Genomic DNA, 22,140 nt, shown 5'->3' on the forward strand with positions numbered 1-22,140 from the left:
GGGCGGCACGCCCTGCAAAGCCGCCAAGCATAGCATTGGCGCAGGGCGCTGTCGGCTTTTGGGAGGTTACCTGCTAGGTCGACGCTATCACTGTCGAGGCTGCCAGCAGCTCCTGGGTATAAGGGTGTCTTGGAGAACTGAACAGTTCTTCGGTGGCGCCGCGCTCCACCACCTGGCCGTCCTTGAGCACGATCACGTCATGGGCCAGGGCGCGGATAACGGCCAGGTCATGGCTGATGAACAGATAGGTGAGGCCATGACGTTTCTGCAACTGGCGCAACAGGTTGAGCACTTGCTTCTGCACAGTACGGTCCAGCGCGGAGGTGGGCTCGTCCAGCAGGATGAGATCGGGCTTGAGCACCAGAGCGCGCGCGATCGCAATGCGTTGCCGCTGCCCGCCGGAAAATTCGTGCGGGTAGCGATGCCGCGTAGCGGGGTCTATGCCCACTTCCTGCAAGGCCTGAACGACCGCATCCTCACATTGGCGGGCACTGGCCTGCTGATGCATTTCAAGACCCTCGGCAATGATCTGTGCCACCGACATGCGCGGGCTCAGGCTGCCGTACGGGTCCTGGAAAACGACCTGCATTTTCCTGCGCCACGGGCGCAGCTGCTTCTGGGTCAGCCGTTGCAACTGCTGGCCCTGGAAGGCGATGACGCCCTCGGACTCTATGAGCCGCAGGATGGCCTGACCGAGGGTGGACTTGCCGGAGCCGGATTCGCCGACAATGCCCAAGGTTTTGCCATGCTGCACCGACAGGCTTACGCCGTCCACCGCCCTGACATGGCTCCAGGGGCGGCGGAACAGGCCCCCACCCAGGGCATACCAGACCTTGAGCCTATCCACTGCCAATACAGGCTCCCTAGGTTGCAGATCCAACGGCTCGCCGGCCGGCTCCGCATCCAGCAGCAGCCGGCTGTAGGGATGCCGGGGGGCGCTGAACAGCGTGGCGCAGTCCGCCTGTTCAACTGATTCCCCGGCCCGCATGACACAGACCCGCTGGGCAATGCTGCGCACCAGGTTCAAGTCATGACTGATCAACAGAAGAGACATGCCGAGCCGCTGCTGCAGCGATTTCAACAAGGTCAGAATCTTGCGCTGCACGGTTACGTCCAGAGCGGTGGTAGGCTCGTCAGCGATCAGCAGTTCAGGCTCGCACGCCAGGGCCATGGCGATCATCACCCGCTGGCGCTGGCCGCCCGACAACTGATGGGGATAGGCGTGCAAACGTGACCTGGGGTCACTGATGCCGACCAGCTCCAGCAATTCGAGGATGCGCGCCCTGGCGGCCTTGCCCGCAAGGCCACGATGCACCAGCAGGGTTTCGCCGATCTGTCGCTCAACGGTATGCAGCGGGTTCAGGGAGGTCATCGGTTCCTGAAAGATCATGGCGATGCGGTTGCCGCGCAGCTCGCGCAGGCATTGATCGCTGGCGCCGATCAGTTCCTGCCCGTGGTAGCGGATGCTGCCCTGCACATGGCAGGCGTGGGCTGGCAACAGACCCAGAATCGAGTTGGCGGTGACGGATTTTCCCGATCCGGACTCCCCGACGAGGGCCAGGCATTCACCGGGGCCTATGTCCAGGCTTAGATTGCGTACCGCCGGCTCGCCATTGAAGGCCACCCACAGGTCACGGATTTCGATCAACGGCTCGCTCATGGCAGGCTCCGGTCAGGCGCGGGGGTCGAAGGCATCGCGCAACGCCTCGCCGATGAACACCAGCAGGCACAGGATGATGCCCAGCGAAAAGAAGGCGGTCAGGCCAAGCCAGGGCGCCTGCAGGTTCTGCTTGCCCTGGCTGATCAGCTCGCCCAGGGAGGCGCTGCCGGCGGGCATGCCGAAACCGAGGAAGTCCAGCGCGCTCAGGGTAGTGATGGCGCCCGTGAGAATGAAGGGCAGGTAGCTCAGGGTCGCGTTCATGGCGTTGGGCAGGATGTGCCGCCAGATCACGGTACGGGTCGGCAGCCCCAGGGCTCGCGCCGCCTTGACGTATTCCAGGCTGCGCCCACGGAGGAACTCGGCCCTGACGACGTCCACCAGGGCAAGCCAGGAGAACAACGTCATGATCCCGAGCAACCACCAGAAACCCGGCTCGACGAAGCCGGAAAGTATGATCAGCAGGTACAGCACCGGCAGGCCGGACCACACCTCTTGCAAGCGCTGTCCCAGCAGATCGATCCAGCCGCCGTAGTATCCCTGCAGCGCGCCCGCGACAACGCCGATCAGCGAGCTCAGCACGGTCAACACCAGAGCGAACAGGATCGACACACGAGCGCCATAGAGCACCCGCGACAGTACATCCCGGGCCTGGTCGTCAGTGCCCAGCCAGTTACTCGGGCTCGGTGGGCTGGGGGCCGGCCGGGACAGCTCGTAGTTAGGCGTATCCGGGCCGAAGGGGACGGGAGGAAAAAGCATCCAGCCATCGCGGTCGGCGATCAGTTTGCGCACGTAATCACTACGGTAGTCAGGCTGGAACGGCAACATTCCGCCCAGTTCCTGTTCGGTGTAGCGCACCACCACCGGAAAATGATAATGGCCGTCCACCTTGACCAACAAAGGCTTGTCGTTGGCTACCAGTTCGGCGCACAGGCACAGCGCGAACAGCCCGGTGAACAACCAGAGGGACCACCAGCCACGACGGTTCTTGCGAAAGCGCTCCAGGCGCCGGCGGGCCAGGGGAGACAGGCGCATCAGGCATTCCTCGAAAAATCGATGCGCGGGTCGACCAGCCGGTAGCAAAGGTCGCCCACCAGTTTGATGAGCAGGCCGAACAGGGTAAAGATGAACAACGAACCGAACACCACCGGGTAATCCCTGGATACGGCCGCTTCATAGCTCATGCGGCCTAGCCCGTCGAGGGAGAAGATCACTTCCGTCAGCAGCGAGCCGGCGAAGAACACGCTGACGAACGCTTGGGGCAATCCAGCCACCACTACCAGCATCGCATTGCGCCACATGTGTCCGTAAAGCACCCGGCGCTCGCTCACGCCCTTGGCCCGAGCCGTGACCACGTATTGGCGAGTGATCTCATTGAGGAACGCGTTCTTGGTGAGGATGGTCAGGCTGGCGAACCCGCCGATGACCAGGGAAAGCACAGGGAGCACCAGGTGCCAGAAGTAATCGGCCAGCTTGCCCAGGGTGGATAGCTGCTCGAAATCTTCGGACACCAGCCCGCGCACCGGGAACCAGTTCAATCCGGTACCCCCGCAGAACACTACGATCAGCAGCATGGCGAAGAGGAAGGAAGGCATGGCATAGCCGACGATCACCGCGCTGCTGCTCCAGATATCGAAGGCGCTGCCATGGCGCACGGCCTTGCGGATGCCCAGCGGAATGGATACCAGGTAAGTGATGAGCGTGGCCCAGAACCCTAGGGATAAAGTGACCGGCATCTTGTCCAGGATCAGATCGGTGACGCGAGCGCCGCGGAAGAAACTGGTCCCAAAGTCGAATCGGGCGTAGTGCGTCAGCATCAACCACAGCCGTTCATGGGCTGGCTTGTCGAAACCGTACTGGCGCTCGATTTCCTTGATCAGTTGTGAGTCCAGGCCGCGGCTGGCCCGGGAGCTGCCTTGGGCGACGTCAGCATTGCCGCCGTTGCCAACGCCTTGCAGACGGGCGATGGCCTGTTCCACCGGCCCGCCGGGGGCGGCCTGAACGATGACGAAGTTCACCAGCAGGATCACCAGCAAGGTTGGCAGGATAAGCAATAACCGGCGCAGAATGTAGAGCGTCATCGGGCCGCTCCTGCGTTGCGTTCGGCCATCTGCGCGGTGGTCAGCGGGGTAGGGCTGATCTCCCACCAGGTTTCAGGGGCCTCGTCATAGGCTGCCTGCACCTTGGGGATGCCGAAGCGGTTCCACCAGACTGTGGATGTGCCAGGCGGGTAATAGTTGGGGATCCAGTAGTGGTTCCACTGCAGTACACGGTCCAGCGCATGAGCATGGTTCATCATGGCCTGGAAACTGTCGGCCTTGACCACGCCGTCGATCAGGCGGTCCACCGCCGGGTCGCGTAGCACCATGTAGTTGCCGGACCCCGTGTCCGTGGCCGCTGCGGAGCCGAAGTAGTTGTACAGTTCCAGGCCCGGCGACGCGGACACCGGATAACCGGTGACGATCATGTCGTAGTCCCGAGCCATCAGCCGGTTGAGGTATTGCGAAGGGTCGATGCGGCGGATCTGCATGTCGATGCCGATTTGCGCCAGGGTCCGCTTGTAAGGCAGGAGGAGGCGCTCGAGGCTAGCCTGAGCTTCAAGGAACGAAAAGCTCAGCGCCTGGCCATTGGCATTGACGAGGTGGTCACCCACAGGGTGCCAGCCGGCCTCGGCCAGTAGTTGCAGCGCTTGAAGCTGCTTGTCCCGGATGAAGCCGCTGCCATCGGTTCTGGGCGCCTGGAACGGCTGGTCGAAAACCTCCGTCGGTACCTGGCCACGCAAAGGTTCGAGGATGGCCAGTTCCGCCGGGGTAGGCCGCGCGGTGGCCGCCAGCGGGCTATTGGAGAAGTAGCTTTGCTGGCGGATGTACAGGTTGCGCATCAGCTGGCGATTGCTCCACTCGAAATCCCAGAGCATCGCCAGCGCCTGGCGCACCCGCCTGTCCTGGAAAACCGGGCGGGACAGATTGAAGACGTACCCTTGCGCTGGCTGCAATCCCTTGGGCGCCAACTGTGCCCTTTGCAAACGGCCGTCCTCCAGCGCCGGGCCGGCATAACCGATGGTATAGCCGGTGGCGGAGAACTCGCGGTTGTAGTCGAAGCCGCCCCCGCGCAGCACCTGCCGGGCCACATCGATATCGGCGAAATATTCCACGCTGAAGTGATCGAAGTTGAACATGCCCTTGGCTACTGGCAAATCCTTGCCCCACCAGTCGGGGTTGCGTTCGAAGGTGAGGCTGCGGCCGTTATCGACCTTGCCGACCCGGTAGGGCCCGCTTCCCAGCGGCGGCTCGAAGCCGCCACCGTTGGCAAAGTCCCGGCTTTGCCACCAGTGTTTGGGGAATACCGGAAGGGCCGCCAGGTCCAGTGGCAGGGTGCGGCTGTCCCGGTTCTTGAAGTCGAAGCGCACCCGGCGATCGTCTTCCACCACGACCTGGGACACATCGGCGAACTGAGCGCGGTAACGGAGGCTGCCCTGGGTCATCAACAGGTCAAAGGTATAGCGCACATCTTCGCCAGTGATGGGCGAGCCATCCGCGAAACGCGCCCTGGGGTTCAGGAAGAACCGCAGGCTCAGTCGGTCGTCGCTCAGTTCCATTCCCGCGGCGACCAGGCCATAGACGGTGTAGGGTTCGTCCAGGGAGCGCACCGCCAAGGGGGCATACACCAGGCCGTCGACCTGGGAAACGCCGATTCCCTTGTCGATATAGGGCATCAGATGGTCGAACTGGCCGATGTCCATGGCCGCTCGCCGCAAGCTGCCGCCCTTGGGGGCGTCCGGGTTGACGTAGTCGAAATGCCGAAATTGCGCGGAATATTTCGGCGCCTCGCCGTACACCGTCAGGGCATGCAGGGACGCGGCGACTACCGGCGCGGCGGCCAGCGCGAGGGCGCAACTGATAAGCAGGAAAACCGATCGCATGGAAGGCCTTGAGCGCACCCGGGAAGATGTCTAGACGCTATCATGCACGTCCGTGCGCAGAAACGAAACGGCCCGCGTGAACGGGCCGAATCGGGGCGAGCATCAGTCCTGGCGACTGGTGACTTCCAGCAGGTGATAGCCGAATTGCGTCTTGACCGGGCCTTGTACGGTATTCACCGGGGCGCTGAACACCACCTGGTCGAATTCCTTGACCATCTGGCCCGGACCGAAGGAGCCCAGGTCGCCGCCCTGACGACTGGAAGGGCAGCTTGAGTTGGCTTTGGCAATCTCGGCGAAGTCGGCGCCGCCCTCGATCTGGGCCTTGAGTTCGTTACATTTCTCCTCGCTGGATACCAGGATGTGGCGTGCGGTGGCTTTGGCCATGGGGGTGTCTCCTCATTGATTGAATGGAACAGCCTAACGCGCGACGGGCGAACAGGCCAGCGCCTCGCGCTGGCTTTCCATCAGAGCTCAGAGCGATGCCAGGCTCGAGCGCAGCAGGGCCTCGGTCGATTCCCAACCCAGGCAGGCATCGGTAATGGAAACGCCGTAGCGCAGCCGCGGCCCGGTGGGCTGGGCCCCTTCGAATAAATGGCTTTCGAGCATGACCCCTACCAGGTCTCGGTTTCCCTCGGCGCGCTGGCGAAGCACCTCGTTCATCACCTGGGGCTGGCGCAACGGATCCTTGCCACTGTTGGCATGGCTGCAGTCAACGATCAAGCGGGTATTGAGCCCGGCCTTGCTCAGTTGGGCCCGGGCACTGGAGAGGTGCGCTTCGCTGTAGTTGGGGCCACCGTGGCCTCCCCGTAGCACCAGGTGGCAGTGGGGGTTACCTTCACTGCGCAGCAAGGCCGGGTGGCCATGGGTATCCAGGCCAAGGTAGCGGTGCGGATGGGCCGCGCTGCGAATGGCATCGCAAGCCACGCCCAGGGAGCCGTCCGTACCGTTCTTGAACCCTACCGGGAGGGCCAGACCGCTGACCATCTCCCGGTGTATCTGGGACTCGGTGGTGCGCGCACCCACGGCGCCCCATGCCAGGAGGTCATCGAAATAGGCGGTCGCCATCGGCTGGAGCAGTTCGCCCGCCAGGGGCAGGCCTAGAGACAGTAGCCCCAGCATCAATTCCCGGGATAAGGCCAGGCCGAGCAACAGATCGTCACTGCCATCAAGGTGGGGATCGTAGAGCAGACCCTTCCAGCCGATCGTGGTACGGGGCTTTTCCACATAGGCGCGCATCACCAGCAGCAATCGATCCTTGCAAACCTCGGCGAGGCAGGCCAGGCGCGCGCCGTATTCCAGCGTGGCCTTAGGGTCATGCAAAGAACAAGGCCCGGCAATGACGAGCAGACGGTCGTCGCGGCCGCTAAGGATAGCCTCGACCTGCTGGCGATGTGAGGCGACCTGGGCGGCCAGCCCGGCGGAGCAGGGAAGGGCCTGGCGAAGCTCGTAGGCAGTAGGCAGACGCTGGCCGACGCCTTCCTGGGACACGGCGGCGGAAGCGTGGCGGGCAGCGACGGAGGTTGGGTGGAGCGGAGTAACCAGGGTATTCATGGGCGATCCTTATCGCCCGCTTCGTTCAGGCACGCAAGCGGGAGAGTAATGGTGTTCGTGAGCGCGATGAGCCGCGCACAGGGGCTTCGCCACCTAGGACAGGCCGTTCGGAGGTGGCGTGTTGCACCGAGCGGGACGCGCTAAATCGCCAGGCATAGGTATAAAAGGTGCGGTAGGTGGTGTAGGTCATGGCAGAAGCTCCAGTCGTAGGTGCGAAAAAACAAAACCCCCGGTCGGGTGGCCGACCGGGGGTTTCGAAAAACGGTGGCAGGCGACCCGGTGGATGGGCGCCTGAATGGGAAACTCAGACGCGCCAGTGGCTAAACCAATAGCCAAAATAAGCGCGTGCATAAGCCGGAATCACGCCCGCTACCGAGCCGGCCGACAGCGATGCGACGGCAGCGGGTGTGGTAAAGGTGCGAAGAGCCAGGGCCATGCTAGTGTCTCCCAATGAGCGCTAGAGCTTACGTGAGGCATTGGCGGGTCGCAATCCCCGCTTTGCGCGCGTAATTGAGGTCCGTACGACGAGGAATGCAGTGGACGTCATCTTCACGTCGGCCAGCGATGCCGACTTGCCGTTTGCGAGGAACCTGGCCCGAAAGACCATGGTGCCTTACTACACGCGTCATGGCCTGCTCTGGCAAGACGCGGATTTCGATGCCGGCTGGAGCTGGCGGGAGAACCATTTGCTGCAGGTCCTGGACGAGGCGGTAGGCTTTGTGAGCCTGAGCGCAGATGCCCGCGCGCTGTATATCCGCGAGCTGCATCTGGTGGAACAGGCCCGCGGACAGGGCATAGGGGCCACGGTACTGGACCATGCCCTAGCCATTGCGGCGCAACGACGCCTGCCGAGGTTGCGATTGATGGTCTTCAAGGATAACCCTGCACAGCGCTTGTATAAGCGCAAGGGCCTGGCAGTGGTTGGAGAGGATCTGTGCTTTTGGCGAATGGAGCGCGCCGTGCCGGGGCTGAAACGCCAGGGCGGCGAATTACTATAACGGGCATACAAAACTTTTCATGTACAAGTTTTTGCGGCCTGTACAATCTCGCTCCAGCGCCGGGAGCATGGTCTAGGCTTGTACTGACCGGTGGCCAAGGGGATGCGTTCAGTCCGGTCCTCTCTGGCCGATAGCCTTGCATGAGGTTCGTACTGGCTCGGGTTCGTAATTCAGGACGTCCATCCTTGTATTGTCCAGGTATCGACACGATGCCCGGCGGTGCTGGCTCCGAGTTCAGCTCTGCCTTCCCTATCAGATTCGTTGGTAAGCTTATGTTGACAGGTACCTATTCACCGGCGCTGGTGCTGGCCTCCTTCCTGGTTGCCATGCTGGCCTCCTATACCGCGCTCGACCTGGCTGGCCGGATCGCCAGTGCCACAGGGCGCTCGGCCTACCTGTGGATGCTGGGCGGCTCGTTGGCGATGGGCGTTGGTATCTGGTCCATGCATTTCATCGGCATGCTTGCGTTCAGCCTGCCCATCGAGCTCGGCTATGACCTGGGCATTACCGTGCTTTCGTTGCTCATCGCCGTAGGCAGTTCAGGTTTCGCACTCTGGCTGGTCGGCCAGCCGAGCCTGCCGTGGCCGCGCCTGGCCTGTGGCGCGCTCATCCTGGGGGCCGGTGTAGCGGCCATGCATTACACCGGCATGGCCGCCATGCGCATGATGCCAGGCATCGACTACGACCCTGCCTTGTTCATCCTTTCTCTGCTGATCGCGATAGGGGCTTCCGCGGCCGCGCTCATCATTGCGTACCGCCTGCGCAGGCATACCCCATACGTACGCGTGGCGCGTGCCGGGGCGGCCGTGATCATGGGGCTTGCCATCGTCGGAATGCACTATACCGGCATGGCGGCCGCGCGCTTTCCCGATGGAAGCTACTGTGGCGCCCTCGACGGTGCCGGCCTTACCGGCGACGGCCTGGTCTACCTGGTCATAGTGACTACCCTGAGCGTGCTTGCCATCGCCTTGCTGACTTCAGTTCTGGACGCTCGCCTGGAGGAGCGCACCGCCGACCTGGCCAGCTCCCTGACCGCGGCCAACAAGAAACTTACCCGGCTGGCCCTGCATGACTCCCTGACCGGCTTGCCCAATCGCATGCTCCTGGGTGACCGAATCACTCAAGCCATGCAGCGGGCAACGGAGAGTGAAAGCTGCTTCGCCTTGATGTTCATTGACCTGGACGGCTTCAAGCCCATCAATGACGCTTTTGGTCATCATGTTGGGGACCAGTTGCTGCTGGCGGTCGCCCAGCGCTTGAGCGAAGGGTTGGGCGCCGAGCACACCCTGGCGCGCATTGGGGGGGATGAATTCGTCCTGCTGGTGCCCCTGCGCCGGCCCGATGATGCCGTGTCGGTGGCAGCGCACCAGGTGGCCCTGTTGGCCAGGCCTTTCTCGGTCGCCGAGCAGGAGTTGCAAGTCTCGGCCAGTGTCGGCGTAGTCCTCTATCCAGGCTGTGGCAGCGACCAGCACCAGCTGCTGATCAATGCCGACGCAGCCATGTACCATGCCAAGAGCAGTGGCAAGAACGGCTACAGCTTCTTCGACGCGTCCATGAACAGCAATGCCCGCAAGCAACTGCAGTTGATCCAGGACCTGCGCCTGGCTGAGCAGCGAGGAGAATTCCGCCTCTTCTATCAGCCCAAGTTCGATGCATTGACCGGCCAGCCTATCGGTGCGGAAGCATTGCTGCGCTGGCAGCACCCGCAGATGGGCCTCCTGGGGCCGGATAAATTCATAGAGCTGGCGGAAAAAACGGGCTTGATCATCGTCATCGGCGATTGGGTACTGAACGAAGCCTGCCGGCAGATGGCCCAGTGGGTCGCGGCCGGCTACGGCCATTGGCGAGTCGCGGTCAACCTGTCCGCCCTGCAATTCTGCCACGGCGGTCTGGTGCAGAGCGTGGCCGACGCACTGGCCCGCAATCACCTGCGCGCAGACAACCTGACGCTCGAGATCACTGAAAGTACCGCCATGAATGACGCCGACGCCAGCATGAGCGTGCTTCAACGGCTGGCCGACATGCAGGTGGATATCTCCATCGATGATTTCGGCACCGGCTATTCCAGTCTCATGTACCTCAAGCGCCTGCCGGCCAACGAGCTGAAGATCGATCGTGGCTTCGTTCGTGACCTGGAGCAGGATAGCGACGATGCAGCCATCGTGTCGGCCATCGTAGCCCTTGGACAGGCGTTGGGCCTGCGCATCGTGGCCGAGGGCGTGGAAACCGATAACCAGCAAGCCTTTCTTACCCGGCTGGGCTGTGACTCATTGCAGGGCTACCTGCTCGGGCGCCCGCAACCGGCGGAGCGCTTCATGGCGGAAATCGTGGGCAAGCAGGCAGTGGCTTCAGTGCCGGAACATTGAAAACCTATCGCACCCTATGGCTATCCGGGGCAGTTTCGCATGGATGAAAAAAAGCCCGGGCATCAAGCCCGGGCTTCCTGGTTCAGGCGCTCATATCCGCGCTTGCGGCGCCGCCTCCGAGCGCATGGCGTCATAGTCACGCTTTTCTACCGGAGTAGCGTCGCGCTTGCCCAGGTCCTCCATGGGAATGCGGTAGGTTTCCTTCGCGCTGAACGCGGCCAGCGCGGCGATCGCGGTCACTGCCAAGGCAATGCTGCCGACGGTCAGGGGCACGTTCTCGGAGCCCGGCGGGGCGACGGCGGCGAACAACGCGGGTAACAGGGCGGTGATCATGGTACCGATGTTCTGGGAAATGGCCATGGCCGATACCCGGTAGCGGGTCTGGAACAGCTCCGGATAGAAGCTTGGGAATACCGCGTTGTACCCCTGATACACCACACCCCACATCAGCAGCGACATCACGAAAGCCAAGGGGACGTTGTGAGCGCTGATGGCATAGAGATAAGCGAAGGACAGCAGGCCTGAGCCCAGGGCACCACCAATGATCATGGGCCGACGGCCGACTTTGTCGGACCAGTTGCCCACGAAGGGGATCACCATTACCGCAACCAGGTTACCCACCACTGGAATCCAGAGGTAGACGCTTTTCTCGAAGCCGATTCCATATGCCGGTTGCACCGCATAGGCTGCGCCGAACACGGTGGCAACCACCGGGATCACGTTCATCAGGGCCATGCAGGTCACCAGCCCCATGTTCTGCCAGTTCTTCTGGAAGGCTTCCTTGACCGGCGCGCGGGTGACCGCGCCCTTGGCCTCAGCCTGAGAGAAGGCAGGCGTTTCGTGCACTTCGCGGCGAATGATGACTCCGGCGATCAGCACCACCGCGCTGAGCAGGAAGGGAATACGCCAGCCCCAGGTATTGAACGCTTCTTCGGGCATGAAGTAGGACAACGGCAGGAAGATCGCGGCGGCGAAGATCTGCCCGGCCTGTACCCCCTGCAGCGTATAGCTCGCGTAATAGCCGCGGCGCCCGAAGGGTGCGTGTTCCATGATCATCGAGCTGGCGCCGGAGATCTCGCCGGCGACGGCAAAGCCCTGGATCAGCCGCAAGACCACCAGCAGCGCGGGGGCGAGCATGCCCACTTGATGGTACGTAGGCAGCAAGCCTACCGCCATGGTAGCGAACCCCATAAGGAACATGCACATCAGCAGTACGTTCTTGCGCCCGCGGGTATCGCCAAGGTGACCCAGTACGAAGGCGCCGATCGGCCTGGCCACATAGCCGACGCCATAGGTGGCCAATGACGCCACTATCGCGATCTTGGGATCCGTGGAAGGGAAAAACAGTTGAGGGAAAATCAGCGCAGCAGCTTGGGCGTAGATGAAGAAATCGTAGTATTCCAGCGCGGAGCCGACCCAACCGCTCGCGGTGGCCTTCTTCGTCTGGTTCGAGCCTTTGGCATGGATGTCATGGCTAGCCATGTTTGTCTCCGTTGTTTTTATTATCAAGCGCGTGGCCGTTGTCATGCCTGGAGGCAAAACTAACCGGGTGGTACATGAATATCAGCCGCTTGGAGGGGCGTCAACCACGCCCGGGGGAGGCGCCTGAAATGCGTTCGATTAACGAACGGGGTATTCTGCCTAAGCCTTGAGCATAAGCCTAGAGTGAGAATCAATCTCAGGAAGAAATTCTGGGAGGAAGCCTCAAGGACGCGTGCGGTGATCCCTGGCACCAGCGGCGATAAGGCGCTCCGCCTGTTCCAGGCTGACCCTCGCCCTAAGCCCTGCCAGTTCAGCATAAATGCCAGCGCTGTCTTCCCTTACCGAGACTTCCTTGGCCTCGTCCGGGCCTAACAGCTCTGGCATTTGCAGACGAACCACCCCTTGCTCCTCGAACATTACAATAGCCACTGGCACCTCGGCACTTTGCGGTTGCGCTTGAGTCGAACCCTGGTAAAGGTCATGGGAGTACCTATGGACGGCGGTTGGGGGGACGTATGGGAAGCCCTGCGAAATGAGTTCGCGGACATCACGGATGTCGAGCAGTTGACTCGAGTCACGGTGCGCCTGCTGATCGCTGCCTTGCTCGGTGGTATCCTGGGTTTCGAACGGGAGCAGAACGGCAAGGCCGCCGGTGTGCGGACCCACATGCTGGTGTCCATTGGCGCCGCGCTTTTCGTGCTGGTTCCCCACATGGCCGGATCCCAGGCCGATGCCATGAGCCGGGTAGTGCAGGGCATAGTGGCCGGTATCGGTTTTCTGGGTGCCGGTACCATCCTCAAGGGCAACATGATGGATGCCCACCACGTCAAGGGCTTGACCACGGCTGCCGGCCTCTGGATGACCGCGGCCATCGGTATCGCCGCGGGCATGGGCCGCGAGGCCACGGCTGTGCTGAGCACGCTGCTGGCCTGGGCGGTGTTGGCCCTTGGGCCTCGGCTAGTGGAGCGGGCCGAGCGCAAATCGGCGGAGCCGTAAACCGAGCCCTGCGTCAAGCCATGGGGCTTCATGGAAGTATCTTGACTGTCCGTACCGCCCGGGTTTCATAGGGCACACTCACGATTTCCTTCCCTGCCAGGTCCGGATGGGTGGCGATCAGCTCGCGCACCTCGCCCATGATTTCGCTCTTGCGCGCCTCTGGCGCCGCTGCAATGAAGCTGATCGACTGGACCCGCCTGATGATGACGTCTTCAGGCGTGCCGGTGTGCACGTGCTTCCAGGTTTCTTCCTTGAAGGGGGCATACCCCTTGGCCAAGCGCTTGTCCAGCGGCTCGCGCCATTTGAAGTCGTAATAACGGGGATGATCCCCCGCATGGCGATTGACGATCTCAGCCAGAGCCTTGACCCAATCGACAGTGGTGTCCCGAACGTTCCAGAACAGACCCAGGTGGCCGCCAGGTTGCAGCACGCGATGGATCTGCTCCATGGTGGTATCACTGGCGAACAGATGGAAAGACTGCGCGCACACGACCGCCTTGACGCTTTGCGGGTCCAGGGGAATGGCCTCGGCGACGCCTTGGTAATGAGTGATTCCCGGCACGTTTCGCACCAGGCGCTCAGCCATGGTGGGCTCGGGCTCCACGGCATACACCTTGGCACCCAGGTCAACCAGCAAGCGAGTGAACTTGCCCGTACCGGCGCCTAGGTCGAGCACCGGCGTGCCCTTCCTGATCTGCATTTCGGAAGTGAGCCATTTTTCGATCTCAGGCGGGTAACCCGGCCGCCCACGGTCATAGTTTTCCGACACCAGGCCGAAGCCCGGAAACTTTGGCAAGTGGAGTTTCTCGGCAAGGCTCATGAACGTTTCCTCTGCAACAGGGCGCGAACAGCCGGGGAGGCCCGGCGCAAATGGCTGGATGCCTATGAAAGCGTAGCGCACCTGGTAGAAGCTGCTCGGCCGCCGAGCGGGCCCGGGCAACTAGGGGCGCAGGTTCCGCTCGGTCAGGCGCTGTACCGCGAGCCGACGGTAATCACTGGGCGTCATGCCCTTGAGCTGTTGGAAGCGGCGATTGAAATTGGAGATATTGTTGAAGCCCGATTCGAAGCACACCTGGGTGACGGGCTTGTTGCCATCGGCCAGCAGTTCGCAGGATTTGCTGATGCGAAGCCTGTTCACGAATTCCACGAAGCTTCTTCCGGTGGACTGTTTGAACACGCGAGAGAAGTAGGTCGGCTTCATGTGCAGGTGCTGAGCGACTTCCTCCAGGGAGAGGTCGCGCCCATAGTGGGCAAAGATATAGTCCACCGCTCTGTTGGTGCGATCCACGTTTGTTTCGTCGGCCAGGTCGGCCGCGCTGCTGGCCGAAAGAAGGGAATAGTCATCGCTGGCCGCCAAGGCTTCCATCAGAATCAGGAAATACCCCAGCCGAGTCGCCCCGCGGTGATGGGCGATGAGGCCCATCAGCCGGGTCGCTTCGCTGATCAGAGCGCGCGAACGGAATTCGATGCCATAGCGGGCGCGCTCCAGCAGGGGCAGCACGGACCTCAGTTCGGCGAACACCGACGGCGTGCTTTCGAAGAGGGCATCGCTGAAGTTGACCAGCATGTCGCGTTGGGGAAAACCCTCACAGCCTTCGACCTGGCTGATCCAGTTGTGCGGCAGGTTGGGCCCTGTCAAGAAAAGACTGCCGGGGTTGAAGTTGCCGATGTAGTCACCGATGAACACCTTGCCTGAACTCGCAGTGATCAGATGGAGTTCATATTCCTTATGAAAGTGCCAGCGGACCAGCGGGCATGGAAAGCCATGCTGGCGATAGATGATGGACAGGCCTTCATGGTCATCCATCAGTTCATAGGAGGGTTCGCTGATGCGCGCTGGACGATTCATGCGGCCGCCGGGTCCTGGGCTGAGCTCACATGATCGCGGAGACGACCCTGCCTTTCAATCGGTTTGGCGACACGTCCCGCGCCTGGCTTGCGCCTGGCCCTGGACGTAGTCGGCCTGCGGGCTTACAGAGCAACTCCTGGCAGCCCCAGCATCGCATGCACACGGTCACGCAAAGCGTCGAGGGCGAATGGCTTGCTCAGCAGTTCGGCGCCCTCCGGTAGCTCCAGGGTGTCGCCGTAGCCGCTGGCCATGAGCACCGCGACCTCGGGGCGCAGGCTCCGGGCATGATTGACCAGGTCCACGCCGCTGCGGCCCTGGCGGTCACCCAGGTTCATGTCCGTGATCAACAAGGCGATGTCGGCGCGTTCTTCGATGAACCTTGCGGCCGTGTCCCAGCACTCGGCCTCACATACCTTGAAATTGAGCTCTTCGAGAATGTCCACCAGCAACATTCGAACGATGTCATCGTCCTCGACCACGAGAATGGTGGGGGTATCGACTACAGGCATGCACAGATTCCGTTAGTAGGTGAACTCGACCACTGGCACGGGCTTTCGACAGGCGCGAGTCATGAGGTGATCGAAGATTTTCGATGGGCAGGTGGAACGTCCACGCCAAGCGGGTATCCTACGTCAATTTCGCCGCTCCACTAAATACTTTCCGAGCATCGGTCGGGAAGCGAAGCGAGCGCGAATCGTCGGCAGACCCGCCGTTGTCCTCCAGTCAGGCCAGGGATATGACCAAACCGTTCTCACTTGATGAATCCGCATTTCGCAAAATCCTCATGCGCAACGTCTCGCTTCCGCTCGGCGTGGGCGTCCTCAGTGTTCTGGTGTTCGCCGGGCTGCTCAGCTACCTGATGTCGGTGATCGGCTGGGTCGACCACACCGACCGGGTCATCAATAACGCCAACTCGGCCGTGAAGCTCTCCATCGACATGGAAACCGGGGTGCGCGGATTCCTGTTGACCAGGGATGAGCGATTCCTGGACCCCTACGAGGTGGCCAAGCCGCGGATCGATGCCGAACTGGACGCGCTCAAGGCCTTGGTGTCGGACAACGCCCAGCAAGTGGATAGGCTGACACGCCTGGCCTCCCTGCAGCATGCCTGGAATAGCTATGGCGCTGAGATGATCACGCTCAGTCGCAATGGTCAGGACGTTCGCGCGGTGGTGCAGTCAGGGCGAGGCAAGCGACTGACGGACGAAATCCGCGCCGAATACGAAGCTTTCGTGGCGATGGAACAGCAATTGCGCATGCAGCGTAGTGAAGAGGTCACTCGCACCACCTGGATCGCCGTCAGCCTTTACTTTGTGTTCATCATCGGGCTGAGCGGCCTGCTGGCGTACCGTGGACGTCGCGATCTGATCAACCTCTCCGATCAGTACGGCGACATCCTCGAGGCGCAGAACAAGAGCGCGGAGCGTCTGGAGGCCCAGGCCTGGCTCCGTAACGGTCAGACCATGCTGGCCGAGCAGGTGTTGGGGCAACTGACCGTGCAAGCGCTGGGCAACAATGTGCTGCGGTTTTTTTCCCAGTACCTGGGCGCGGTGGTAGGCGCGCTCTATGTACGCGATGAGCAAAGCAACCTGCGACGGGTGGCCAGCTATGGCTTCTCCCGTGAGCAGGAGGGCCGGGACCAGGTTATCCGTGGCGCCGAGGGTATTGTAGGGCAGGTGGCGCAGCAGGCCCGCCTGCACCGCCTCGATGAGGTGCCGGCGGATTATTTCAAGGTCAGCTCCGGTCTGGGAGAGGGTCTGCCCCGTAGTGTCGTGGTGGTGCCCGCCCTCAATGACGGCCAGGTGAACTCCGTGCTGGAGCTGGGCTTCCTGCGCCCCTTGGGCGAGCGCGACGTCGCCTTCCTGGAGCTTATCTCGGACAACATCGGCACCTCCCTGGAGGCTGCCCGTTATCGCCAGCGCCTGCAGGAAGTGCTGGCGGAAACCCAGCAGCTGAACGAAGAGCTGCAGGTTCAGCAGGAAGAGTTGAAGACCGCCAACGAAGAGCTGGAAGAACAGTCACGGGTGCTGAAGGAGTCCCAGGCCTATCTCGAGACCCAGCAGGCGGAGCTGGAGCAGACCAACGAACAACTGGCCGAGCGCACCGAAGCCCTGGCCAGCCAGCGCGATGCCCTCGAGCAGGCGCAGATTCAACTCGAGGAGCGCGCCGAGGAGCTGCAGCGTTCGAGTCGTTACAAGTCCGAATTCCTGGCGAACATGTCCCATGAGCTGCGTACGCCGCTCAACAGCTCGTTGATTCTGGCCAAGCTGCTGGCGGAGAATCCGGAAGGCAACCTGTCCGCTGACCAGGTCAAGTTCGCCGAATCCATCTATTCCGCGGGCAACGACCTGCTCAACCTCATCAATGACATCCTGGACATTTCCAAGGTGGAGGCGGGCAAGCTGGATGTACGGCCGGAAACCACCAGTGTGCAGCGTCTGGCCGATAGCCTGCGGGTGATGTTCCAGCCGCTGGCGGCCAACAAGGGGCTGGAGTTCCACGTCCGCGTGGACGAGCAGGCCCCGGTTTCGCTGTTCACCGACCGGCAGCGTGTGGAGCAGATCGTAAAGAACCTGCTTTCCAACGCCCTGAAGTTCACTGAGCGAGGCCAGGTCAGCCTCACGGTCAGCCGCGCGGGCGAGCAGGGTATCGCATTCAGTGTGAAGGATTCAGGTATCGGTATCGCCCCTGACCAGCAACAGATCATCTTCGAGGCTTTCCGCCAGGCCGACGGCACCACCAGCCGCCGTTACGGCGGCACCGGCCTGGGGCTTTCGATCTCCAGGGACCTGGCCGCCCTGCTGGGGGGCAGCATAAGCGTCAGTTCGGCTCTCGGCCAAGGCAGCACCTTCACCCTGGTGCTGCCGGAGCATTACGAGCCTGGCGCCATTCCCGTCCAGGGCGAGCCGAGAATCGTGGCCCATACACCTTCGGTCGTTGCCGCGGCCCCGGTGGCGGCGCCCGCGCCAGTGGCGACGCCGATCGCGACCCGTTCGCCAAGCTTCCCCGATGACCGGGAGCAAGGGTCCTCTGACAGGCGCTGCATCCTGGTCATCGAAGACGAGCCCAGCTTCGCTCGTATCCTTTATGACCTGGCCCACGAGCTGAACTATCGCTGCCTGGTCGCCCATGGCGCTGACGAAGGCTTCGACCTGGCCGAGCAGTTCCTGCCCGATGCCATCCTGCTGGACATGCGCCTTCCAGATCACTCCGGCCTCACCGTGCTACAGCGGCTCAAGGAGCAAGCGGCCACCCGGCATATCCCGGTGCACGTCATTTCCGTGGAAGACCGCGTCGAAGCGGCCATGCACATGGGGGCCGTCGGATATGCGGTCAAGCCCACCTCGCGGGATGAACTCAAGTCGGTTTTCGCCAGGCTCGAGGCCAAACTCACCCAGAAACTCAAGCATATCCTTCTGGTGGAAGACGACGACCTCCAGCGCGACAGCATCGCCCGCCTTATCGGCGATGACGATATCGAGATCACCGCGGTGGGATACGCCCAGGAAGCGCTGGATCTGCTGCGCGAGAACATCTACGACTGCATGATCATCGACCTCAAGCTTCCTGACATGCTCGGTAACGATTTGCTCAAGCGGATGTCTACGGAGGAGATCCGGTCGTTCCCGCCTGTGATCGTGTATACCGGGCGCAACCTGACCCGGGAAGAAGAAACCGAACTGCTCAAGTACTCACGCTCGATCATCATCAAGGGGGCTCGCTCTCCGGAGCGCCTGCTCGATGAGGTGACGCTGTTCCTTCACAAGGTGGAATCGCAGTTGTCCCACGAGCGGCAGAAGATGCTGAAGACGGCACGCAGCCGCGACAAGGTCTTCGAGGGGCGCAAGATCCTCGTGGTCGATGACGATGTGCGGAACATCTTCGCCCTGACCAGCGCGCTGGAGCACAAGGGCGCGGTGGTGGAGATCGCCCGAAATGGCCGTGAAGCCATCGAGCGGTTGAACGACGTCCAGGAGATCGACCTGGTGCTGATGGATGTGATGATGCCGGAGATGGATGGCTTCGAGGCTACCCGTGAAATCCGCAAGGATCCGCGCTGGCGCAAGCTTCCAATCATCGCGGTCACGGCCAAGGCGATGAAGGACGATCAGGAGCGCTGTCTGAATGCGGGGGCGAATGATTACCTGGCCAAGCCCATCGAACTGGACCGGCTGTTCTCTTTGATACGGGTGTGGTTGCCACAATTGGAGCGGATTTGAGTGCGCAAGACTTACCGGCTCGCCTCGCGAGCGCGTTACCCATGAGCCCCGAGCGGACCCTGGATATTGAAATCCAGCTGTTGATCGAGGCGATCTACCTGAAGTACAGCTACGACTTCCGCGACTATTCCGGCGCGTCCGTCAAGCGCCGGGTGTTGCATGCGTTGCGCCAGTTCGACTGCCGGAGCATTTCAGCACTGCAGGAGCGCGTGCTTTATGACCCGGCAGCCTTCACTGAGCTGTTGCAGTACCTGACGATACCGGTCAGCGAAATGTTCCGTGACCCGGAGCATTTCCTCGCCGTGCGACGCGACGTGGTGCCGCTGCTCAAGACCTATCCGTCGCTCAAGCTGTGGGTGGCCGGCTGCAGCACGGGGGAGGAGGTGTACTCCCTGGCCATCCTGCTGCGGGAGGAGGGCCTGCTGGAACGGACGCTCATCTACGCCACGGACATCAATCCCACTTCCCTGGAGCGTGCCAAGCAGGGTATCTATCCCCTGGAGGCGATCCGTACCTATACGCAGAGCTATCATCGCGCCGGAGGCCAGCGCAGCTTTTCCGATTACTACACGGCGGCTTACGACCACGCCATTCTCGACAGCAGCCTGCGTGACAATGTGACTTTCGCTGATCATAGCCTGGCGACGGACAGCGTGTTTTCCGAAACCCATATGATCACCTGCCGTAACGTCCTGATCTATTTCAACAAGCCGTTGCAGGACCGAGCGTTCGGGCTATTTCACGAGTCACTCTGCCATCGCGGCTTCCTGATGCTCGGGGCAAAGGAAAGCCTGGATTTTTCCAGCTATGCCGGGCGCTTCGAAGTTCATTCGCGGCAAGAACGCATCTACCGGAAAACATGAAGAGGCGTTTTCGATGAGCCAAGCGTGCGAAGCGGTGGTGCTGGGCGCATCCGCCGGTGGGGTGGAAGCGCTGCTGACCGTGTTCGGTTACTTGCCGCAGGGCTTCGGGCTGCCGCTGATCGCCGTGCTGCATCTTCCGGAGCGTCGCCCCAGCGAGCTGTCGCTCGTGCTCGAGCGCAGGCTCGGACGCCCGGTGCGCGAAGCACAGGACAAAGCCGGCATAGAACGTGGAATCATTTATGTTGCCAGCCCTAGCTATCACCTGTCCATCGAACAGGATCTTTCGTTTTCCCTGAGCCAGGAACCCCCGGTGAACTTTTCCCGACCTTCCATCGATCTGTTGTTCGAGTCGGCTGCGGACGCCTATGGACCACGGCTGACTGGCGTTCTGATGACCGGCGCCAGCCAGGACGGCGCGGCCGGACTGCTCGCGATCCAGCGGGCGGGTGGCTGTACCCTGGTGCAAGACCCGCGCGAAGCGAGGGTTGCCACCATGCCCGAGTCCGCGCTGGCCTTGATGCAGCCGGATCACATTCTTACCTTGCACGGTATCGGTGAATACATCGCCGATCTGGAAACAGGCTCATGCTAAGTTCAACTCCCGCCAAGCTGCTGATCGTCGACGACCTCCCGGAGAACCTGCTGGCGTTGGAGGCCTTGATCAGCCGTGAGGATCGCCAGGTCTATCAGGCGCTCAGCGCTGACGAAGCCTTGTCTCTGTTGCTGCAACACGAATTCGCGCTGGCCATCCTGGATGTGCAGATGCCGGGGATGAATGGTTTCGAGCTCGCCGAGCTCATGCGCAGCACGGAAAAGACCAAGCACATCCCCATCGTGTTCGTATCGGCCGCCGGGCGTGAGCTCAACTACGCCTTCAAGGGCTATGAGACCGGCGCCGTGGACTTCCTGCAAAAGCCGCTCGACACCCTCGCGGTAAAGAGCAAGGTCAGTGTGTTCGTCGACCTGTATCGGCAGCGCAAGACACTCAACGAACAGCTCGAAGCACTGGAGCGCAGCCGCCAGCAGCAGGAAGTTCTCTTGTGTCAGTTGCAGGCAACGCAACTGGAGCTGGAGCACGCCGTGCGCATGCGCGATGATTTCATGTCCGTGGTCAGCCATGAGGTACGCACCCCGCTCAATGGCCTGCATCTGGAAACCCAGTTGCGCAAGATGCATGTGGCCAAGGGGAACGCCAGCGCCTTCACCCTGGACAAGATGCGCGGCATGGTCGAACGGGACGAGCGTCAGATCCAGAGCCTGATCCGCCTGATCGAGGACATGCTCGACGTGTCGCGCATACGCACCGGCAAGCTGTCCATTCGCCCGGCGCCTTTCGATCTGTCCCTGTTGGTGGGCAATGTAGTGGATCGTTTCATGCCCCAGGCCAACGCCGCCGGCATGACCATCGACTACCAATGCCCTGGTCCGGTGAATGGGGTCTGGGACGAGTTTCGTATCGAGCAGGTAGTGGCGAACCTGCTGACCAACGCCCTGCGCTACGGCGCTCAGGGTGTGGTCAATGTCTGGGTAGAGGGCGACGCGGGATGGGCTCGGGTCCACGTCCGGGATCATGGGGTAGGCATCAGCGAGCAAGATCAGCGGCGCATCTTCCAGCAGTTCGAGCGTGCTTCGAGCCGCCAGGGGATCGCCGGGCTCGGTCTAGGGCTGTTCATTTCCGAGCAGATCGTGACGGCTCATGGCGGCCATATCGGCGTGCGCAGCACCCTTGGGCAAGGCGCGACCTTCAGCGTGAGCCTGCCACTGGAGGCGTCCGTCGAGGCTGACGCAACCTCTTCGAATGCCCAAGGTCACATGGGCAGCCCGACCAACAAGATATAGGCATTGCAATGAGTGGAGACGCGCAAGACGTGGTATTGATCGTTGAGGATGAGGCCGTGATACGGCAGATCCTGAACGATTACTTGCGAGGTGAGGGTTATCACGTGCTGGAGGCGGAGAATGGCTCCCAGGCGTTCGAAATCCTCGCGACCAAGCCGCACCTGGATTTGATGATCACAGACTTTCGTTTGCCCGGCGGCATTTCAGGGGTCGACGTGGCCGAGCCCGCCGTGAAACTGCGCCCGGAGCTGAAGGTAATCTTCATCAGCGGCTATCCTAGGGAAATCAGCGACAGTCCCCATCCTATCGCCCGCCGCGCGCCCATCCTGGCCAAGCCTTTCGCGCTGGATGCGCTGCACGCGGTGATCCGTCAGGAACTGGCCTGAACCCGGGAGGGG

General features: G+C 61.9%; 20 protein-coding genes. 8 read left to right on the forward strand and 12 right to left on the reverse strand.

Translation table 11 applies throughout. The annotated features are described in order from the left end of the window. Nucleotides 1-73: 73 nt before the first annotated feature. From BN1188_RS18300 to BN1188_RS21645, 7 genes are all read right to left on the reverse strand, one after another. Entirely contained in the window at nucleotides 74-1,660 is a 1,587-nt protein-coding gene (locus BN1188_RS18300) for an ABC transporter ATP-binding protein (RefSeq protein WP_040262915.1), read from the reverse strand. A gap of 12 nt (nucleotides 1,661-1,672) precedes the next feature. Next, nucleotides 1,673-2,695, reverse strand: coding sequence for an ABC transporter permease (locus tag BN1188_RS18305; protein ID WP_040264227.1), 1,023 nt, complete (start codon nucleotides 2,693-2,695; stop codon nucleotides 1,673-1,675). Continuing rightward, nucleotides 2,692-3,738 carry a microcin C ABC transporter permease YejB gene (locus BN1188_RS18310; RefSeq protein ID WP_040262916.1) on the reverse strand — a complete coding sequence of 349 codons (1,047 nt, stop codon included), beginning with the start codon at nucleotides 3,736-3,738 and terminating at the stop codon, nucleotides 2,692-2,694. Before BN1188_RS18310 ends, BN1188_RS18305 begins: the two co-directional genes overlap by 4 nt. Then, complete coding sequence (locus BN1188_RS18315) at nucleotides 3,735-5,579, reverse strand: extracellular solute-binding protein (RefSeq protein ID WP_040262917.1); 1,845 nt, start codon at nucleotides 5,577-5,579, stop codon at nucleotides 3,735-3,737. Before BN1188_RS18315 ends, BN1188_RS18310 begins: the two co-directional genes overlap by 4 nt. A gap of 102 nt (nucleotides 5,580-5,681) precedes the next feature. Further along, complete coding sequence (locus tag BN1188_RS18320; protein ID WP_040262918.1) at nucleotides 5,682-5,963, reverse strand: peptidylprolyl isomerase; 282 nt, start codon at nucleotides 5,961-5,963, stop codon at nucleotides 5,682-5,684. An 87-nt stretch (nucleotides 5,964-6,050) separates the two neighbouring features. Next, nucleotides 6,051-7,130, reverse strand: coding sequence for a 3-deoxy-7-phosphoheptulonate synthase (locus BN1188_RS18325; RefSeq protein ID WP_040262919.1), 1,080 nt, complete (start codon nucleotides 7,128-7,130; stop codon nucleotides 6,051-6,053). Between the two features lie 25 nt (nucleotides 7,131-7,155). Further along, nucleotides 7,156-7,320 carry a hypothetical protein gene (locus BN1188_RS21645; RefSeq protein ID WP_157395822.1) on the reverse strand — a complete coding sequence of 55 codons (165 nt, stop codon included), beginning with the start codon at nucleotides 7,318-7,320 and terminating at the stop codon, nucleotides 7,156-7,158. A 346-nt stretch (nucleotides 7,321-7,666) separates the two neighbouring features. On the opposite strand from BN1188_RS21645, the gene BN1188_RS18330 reads away from it, so the two are divergent. After that, entirely contained in the window at nucleotides 7,667-8,128 is a 462-nt protein-coding gene (locus BN1188_RS18330) for a GNAT family N-acetyltransferase (RefSeq protein ID WP_040262921.1), read from the forward strand. A gap of 272 nt (nucleotides 8,129-8,400) precedes the next feature. Further along, the gene (locus tag BN1188_RS18335; protein ID WP_040264229.1) at nucleotides 8,401-10,494 is read left to right on the forward strand and encodes a putative bifunctional diguanylate cyclase/phosphodiesterase; all 2,094 of its coding nucleotides are present in this window, start codon (nucleotides 8,401-8,403) and stop codon (nucleotides 10,492-10,494) included. A gap of 90 nt (nucleotides 10,495-10,584) precedes the next feature. Here BN1188_RS18335 and BN1188_RS18340 read toward each other — a convergent pair whose 3' ends face one another. Both BN1188_RS18340 and BN1188_RS18345 read right to left on the reverse strand, forming a co-directional pair. Beyond that, complete coding sequence (locus BN1188_RS18340; protein ID WP_040262923.1) at nucleotides 10,585-11,976, reverse strand: MFS transporter; 1,392 nt, start codon at nucleotides 11,974-11,976, stop codon at nucleotides 10,585-10,587. 222 nt (nucleotides 11,977-12,198) lie between these two features. Continuing rightward, complete coding sequence (locus BN1188_RS18345; protein WP_148485269.1) at nucleotides 12,199-12,375, reverse strand: DUF3203 family protein; 177 nt, start codon at nucleotides 12,373-12,375, stop codon at nucleotides 12,199-12,201. Between the two features lie 93 nt (nucleotides 12,376-12,468). On the opposite strand from BN1188_RS18345, the gene BN1188_RS18350 reads away from it, so the two are divergent. Further along, the gene (locus tag BN1188_RS18350) at nucleotides 12,469-12,972 is read left to right on the forward strand and encodes an MgtC/SapB family protein (RefSeq protein ID WP_040262927.1); all 504 of its coding nucleotides are present in this window, start codon (nucleotides 12,469-12,471) and stop codon (nucleotides 12,970-12,972) included. A 28-nt stretch (nucleotides 12,973-13,000) separates the two neighbouring features. On the opposite strand, the gene BN1188_RS18355 is transcribed toward BN1188_RS18350, so the two are convergent. The 3 genes from BN1188_RS18355 to BN1188_RS18365 all read right to left on the reverse strand — a co-directional run bounded on the left by BN1188_RS18355 (nucleotide 13,001) and on the right by BN1188_RS18365 (nucleotide 15,330). Next, complete coding sequence (locus tag BN1188_RS18355) at nucleotides 13,001-13,792, reverse strand: class I SAM-dependent methyltransferase (RefSeq protein ID WP_052469359.1); 792 nt, start codon at nucleotides 13,790-13,792, stop codon at nucleotides 13,001-13,003. 120 nt (nucleotides 13,793-13,912) lie between these two features. Beyond that, nucleotides 13,913-14,821 carry an AraC family transcriptional regulator gene (locus tag BN1188_RS18360; protein ID WP_040262929.1) on the reverse strand — a complete coding sequence of 303 codons (909 nt, stop codon included), beginning with the start codon at nucleotides 14,819-14,821 and terminating at the stop codon, nucleotides 13,913-13,915. A gap of 122 nt (nucleotides 14,822-14,943) precedes the next feature. Continuing rightward, nucleotides 14,944-15,330, reverse strand: a complete 387-nt coding sequence (locus BN1188_RS18365) for a response regulator (RefSeq protein WP_040262931.1) — start codon at nucleotides 15,328-15,330, stop codon at nucleotides 14,944-14,946. Nucleotides 15,331-15,557: 227 nt separating this feature from the next. Here BN1188_RS18365 and BN1188_RS18370 point away from each other — a divergent pair, with 227 nt between their 5' ends. Genes BN1188_RS18370 through BN1188_RS18390 form a run of 5 tightly spaced genes read left to right on the forward strand, consistent with a single transcriptional unit; the run spans nucleotide 15,558 to nucleotide 22,128 of the window. Beyond that, nucleotides 15,558-19,040: a response regulator gene (locus BN1188_RS18370; protein ID WP_040262933.1), complete on the forward strand. Its 3,483-nt coding sequence runs from the start codon at nucleotides 15,558-15,560 to the stop codon at nucleotides 19,038-19,040. Nucleotides 19,041-19,081: 41 nt separating this feature from the next. After that, nucleotides 19,082-19,903 (forward strand): CheR family methyltransferase, encoded by an 822-nt coding sequence (locus BN1188_RS18375; RefSeq protein WP_040262935.1) that lies wholly within the window; start codon nucleotides 19,082-19,084, stop codon nucleotides 19,901-19,903. Between the two features lie 13 nt (nucleotides 19,904-19,916). Beyond that, nucleotides 19,917-20,495, forward strand: coding sequence for a chemotaxis protein CheB (locus tag BN1188_RS18380; protein ID WP_040262937.1), 579 nt, complete (start codon nucleotides 19,917-19,919; stop codon nucleotides 20,493-20,495). After that, nucleotides 20,489-21,742, forward strand: coding sequence for a hybrid sensor histidine kinase/response regulator (locus tag BN1188_RS18385; protein WP_084596277.1), 1,254 nt, complete (start codon nucleotides 20,489-20,491; stop codon nucleotides 21,740-21,742). The genes BN1188_RS18380 and BN1188_RS18385 overlap by 7 nt, the downstream gene beginning before the upstream one ends. Before the next feature lie 8 nt (nucleotides 21,743-21,750). Beyond that, nucleotides 21,751-22,128, forward strand: coding sequence for a response regulator (locus tag BN1188_RS18390; protein WP_040262939.1), 378 nt, complete (start codon nucleotides 21,751-21,753; stop codon nucleotides 22,126-22,128). Nucleotides 22,129-22,140 lie beyond the last annotated feature (12 nt).

Origin of the sequence: Pseudomonas massiliensis, assembly GCF_000826105.1 — a bacterium.
In the GTDB taxonomy this organism is placed as follows: Bacteria; Pseudomonadota; Gammaproteobacteria; order Pseudomonadales; family Pseudomonadaceae; genus Aquipseudomonas; species Aquipseudomonas massiliensis.

What these genes read in the sequence shown, in the direction of transcription:
- BN1188_RS18300 (WP_040262915.1), bottom strand. Translation starts at nt 1,660, where the DNA reads ATGAGCGAGCCGTTGATCGAAATCCGTGACCTGTGGGTGGCCTTCAAT.
- BN1188_RS18310 (WP_040262916.1), bottom strand. Translation starts at nt 3,738, where the DNA reads ATGACGCTCTACATTCTGCGCCGGTTATTGCTTATCCTGCCAACCTTG.
- BN1188_RS18315 (WP_040262917.1), bottom strand. Translation starts at nt 5,579, where the DNA reads ATGCGATCGGTTTTCCTGCTTATCAGTTGCGCCCTCGCGCTGGCCGCC.
- BN1188_RS18320 (WP_040262918.1), bottom strand. Translation starts at nt 5,963, where the DNA reads ATGGCCAAAGCCACCGCACGCCACATCCTGGTATCCAGCGAGGAGAAA.
- BN1188_RS18325 (WP_040262919.1), bottom strand. Translation starts at nt 7,130, where the DNA reads ATGAATACCCTGGTTACTCCGCTCCACCCAACCTCCGTCGCTGCCCGC.
- BN1188_RS21645 (WP_157395822.1), bottom strand. Translation starts at nt 7,320, where the DNA reads ATGACCTACACCACCTACCGCACCTTTTATACCTATGCCTGGCGATTT.
- BN1188_RS18335 (WP_040264229.1), top strand. Translation starts at nt 8,401, where the DNA reads ATGTTGACAGGTACCTATTCACCGGCGCTGGTGCTGGCCTCCTTCCTG.
- BN1188_RS18340 (WP_040262923.1), bottom strand. Translation starts at nt 11,976, where the DNA reads ATGGCTAGCCATGACATCCATGCCAAAGGCTCGAACCAGACGAAGAAG.
- BN1188_RS18350 (WP_040262927.1), top strand. Translation starts at nt 12,469, where the DNA reads ATGGACGGCGGTTGGGGGGACGTATGGGAAGCCCTGCGAAATGAGTTC.
- BN1188_RS18355 (WP_052469359.1), bottom strand. Translation starts at nt 13,792, where the DNA reads ATGAGCCTTGCCGAGAAACTCCACTTGCCAAAGTTTCCGGGCTTCGGC.
- BN1188_RS18360 (WP_040262929.1), bottom strand. Translation starts at nt 14,821, where the DNA reads ATGAATCGTCCAGCGCGCATCAGCGAACCCTCCTATGAACTGATGGAT.
- BN1188_RS18365 (WP_040262931.1), bottom strand. Translation starts at nt 15,330, where the DNA reads ATGCCTGTAGTCGATACCCCCACCATTCTCGTGGTCGAGGACGATGAC.
- BN1188_RS18370 (WP_040262933.1), top strand. Translation starts at nt 15,558, where the DNA reads ATGACCAAACCGTTCTCACTTGATGAATCCGCATTTCGCAAAATCCTC.
- BN1188_RS18375 (WP_040262935.1), top strand. Translation starts at nt 19,082, where the DNA reads ATGAGCCCCGAGCGGACCCTGGATATTGAAATCCAGCTGTTGATCGAG.
- BN1188_RS18380 (WP_040262937.1), top strand. Translation starts at nt 19,917, where the DNA reads ATGAGCCAAGCGTGCGAAGCGGTGGTGCTGGGCGCATCCGCCGGTGGG.
- BN1188_RS18385 (WP_084596277.1), top strand. Translation starts at nt 20,489, where the DNA reads ATGCTAAGTTCAACTCCCGCCAAGCTGCTGATCGTCGACGACCTCCCG.
- BN1188_RS18390 (WP_040262939.1), top strand. Translation starts at nt 21,751, where the DNA reads ATGAGTGGAGACGCGCAAGACGTGGTATTGATCGTTGAGGATGAGGCC.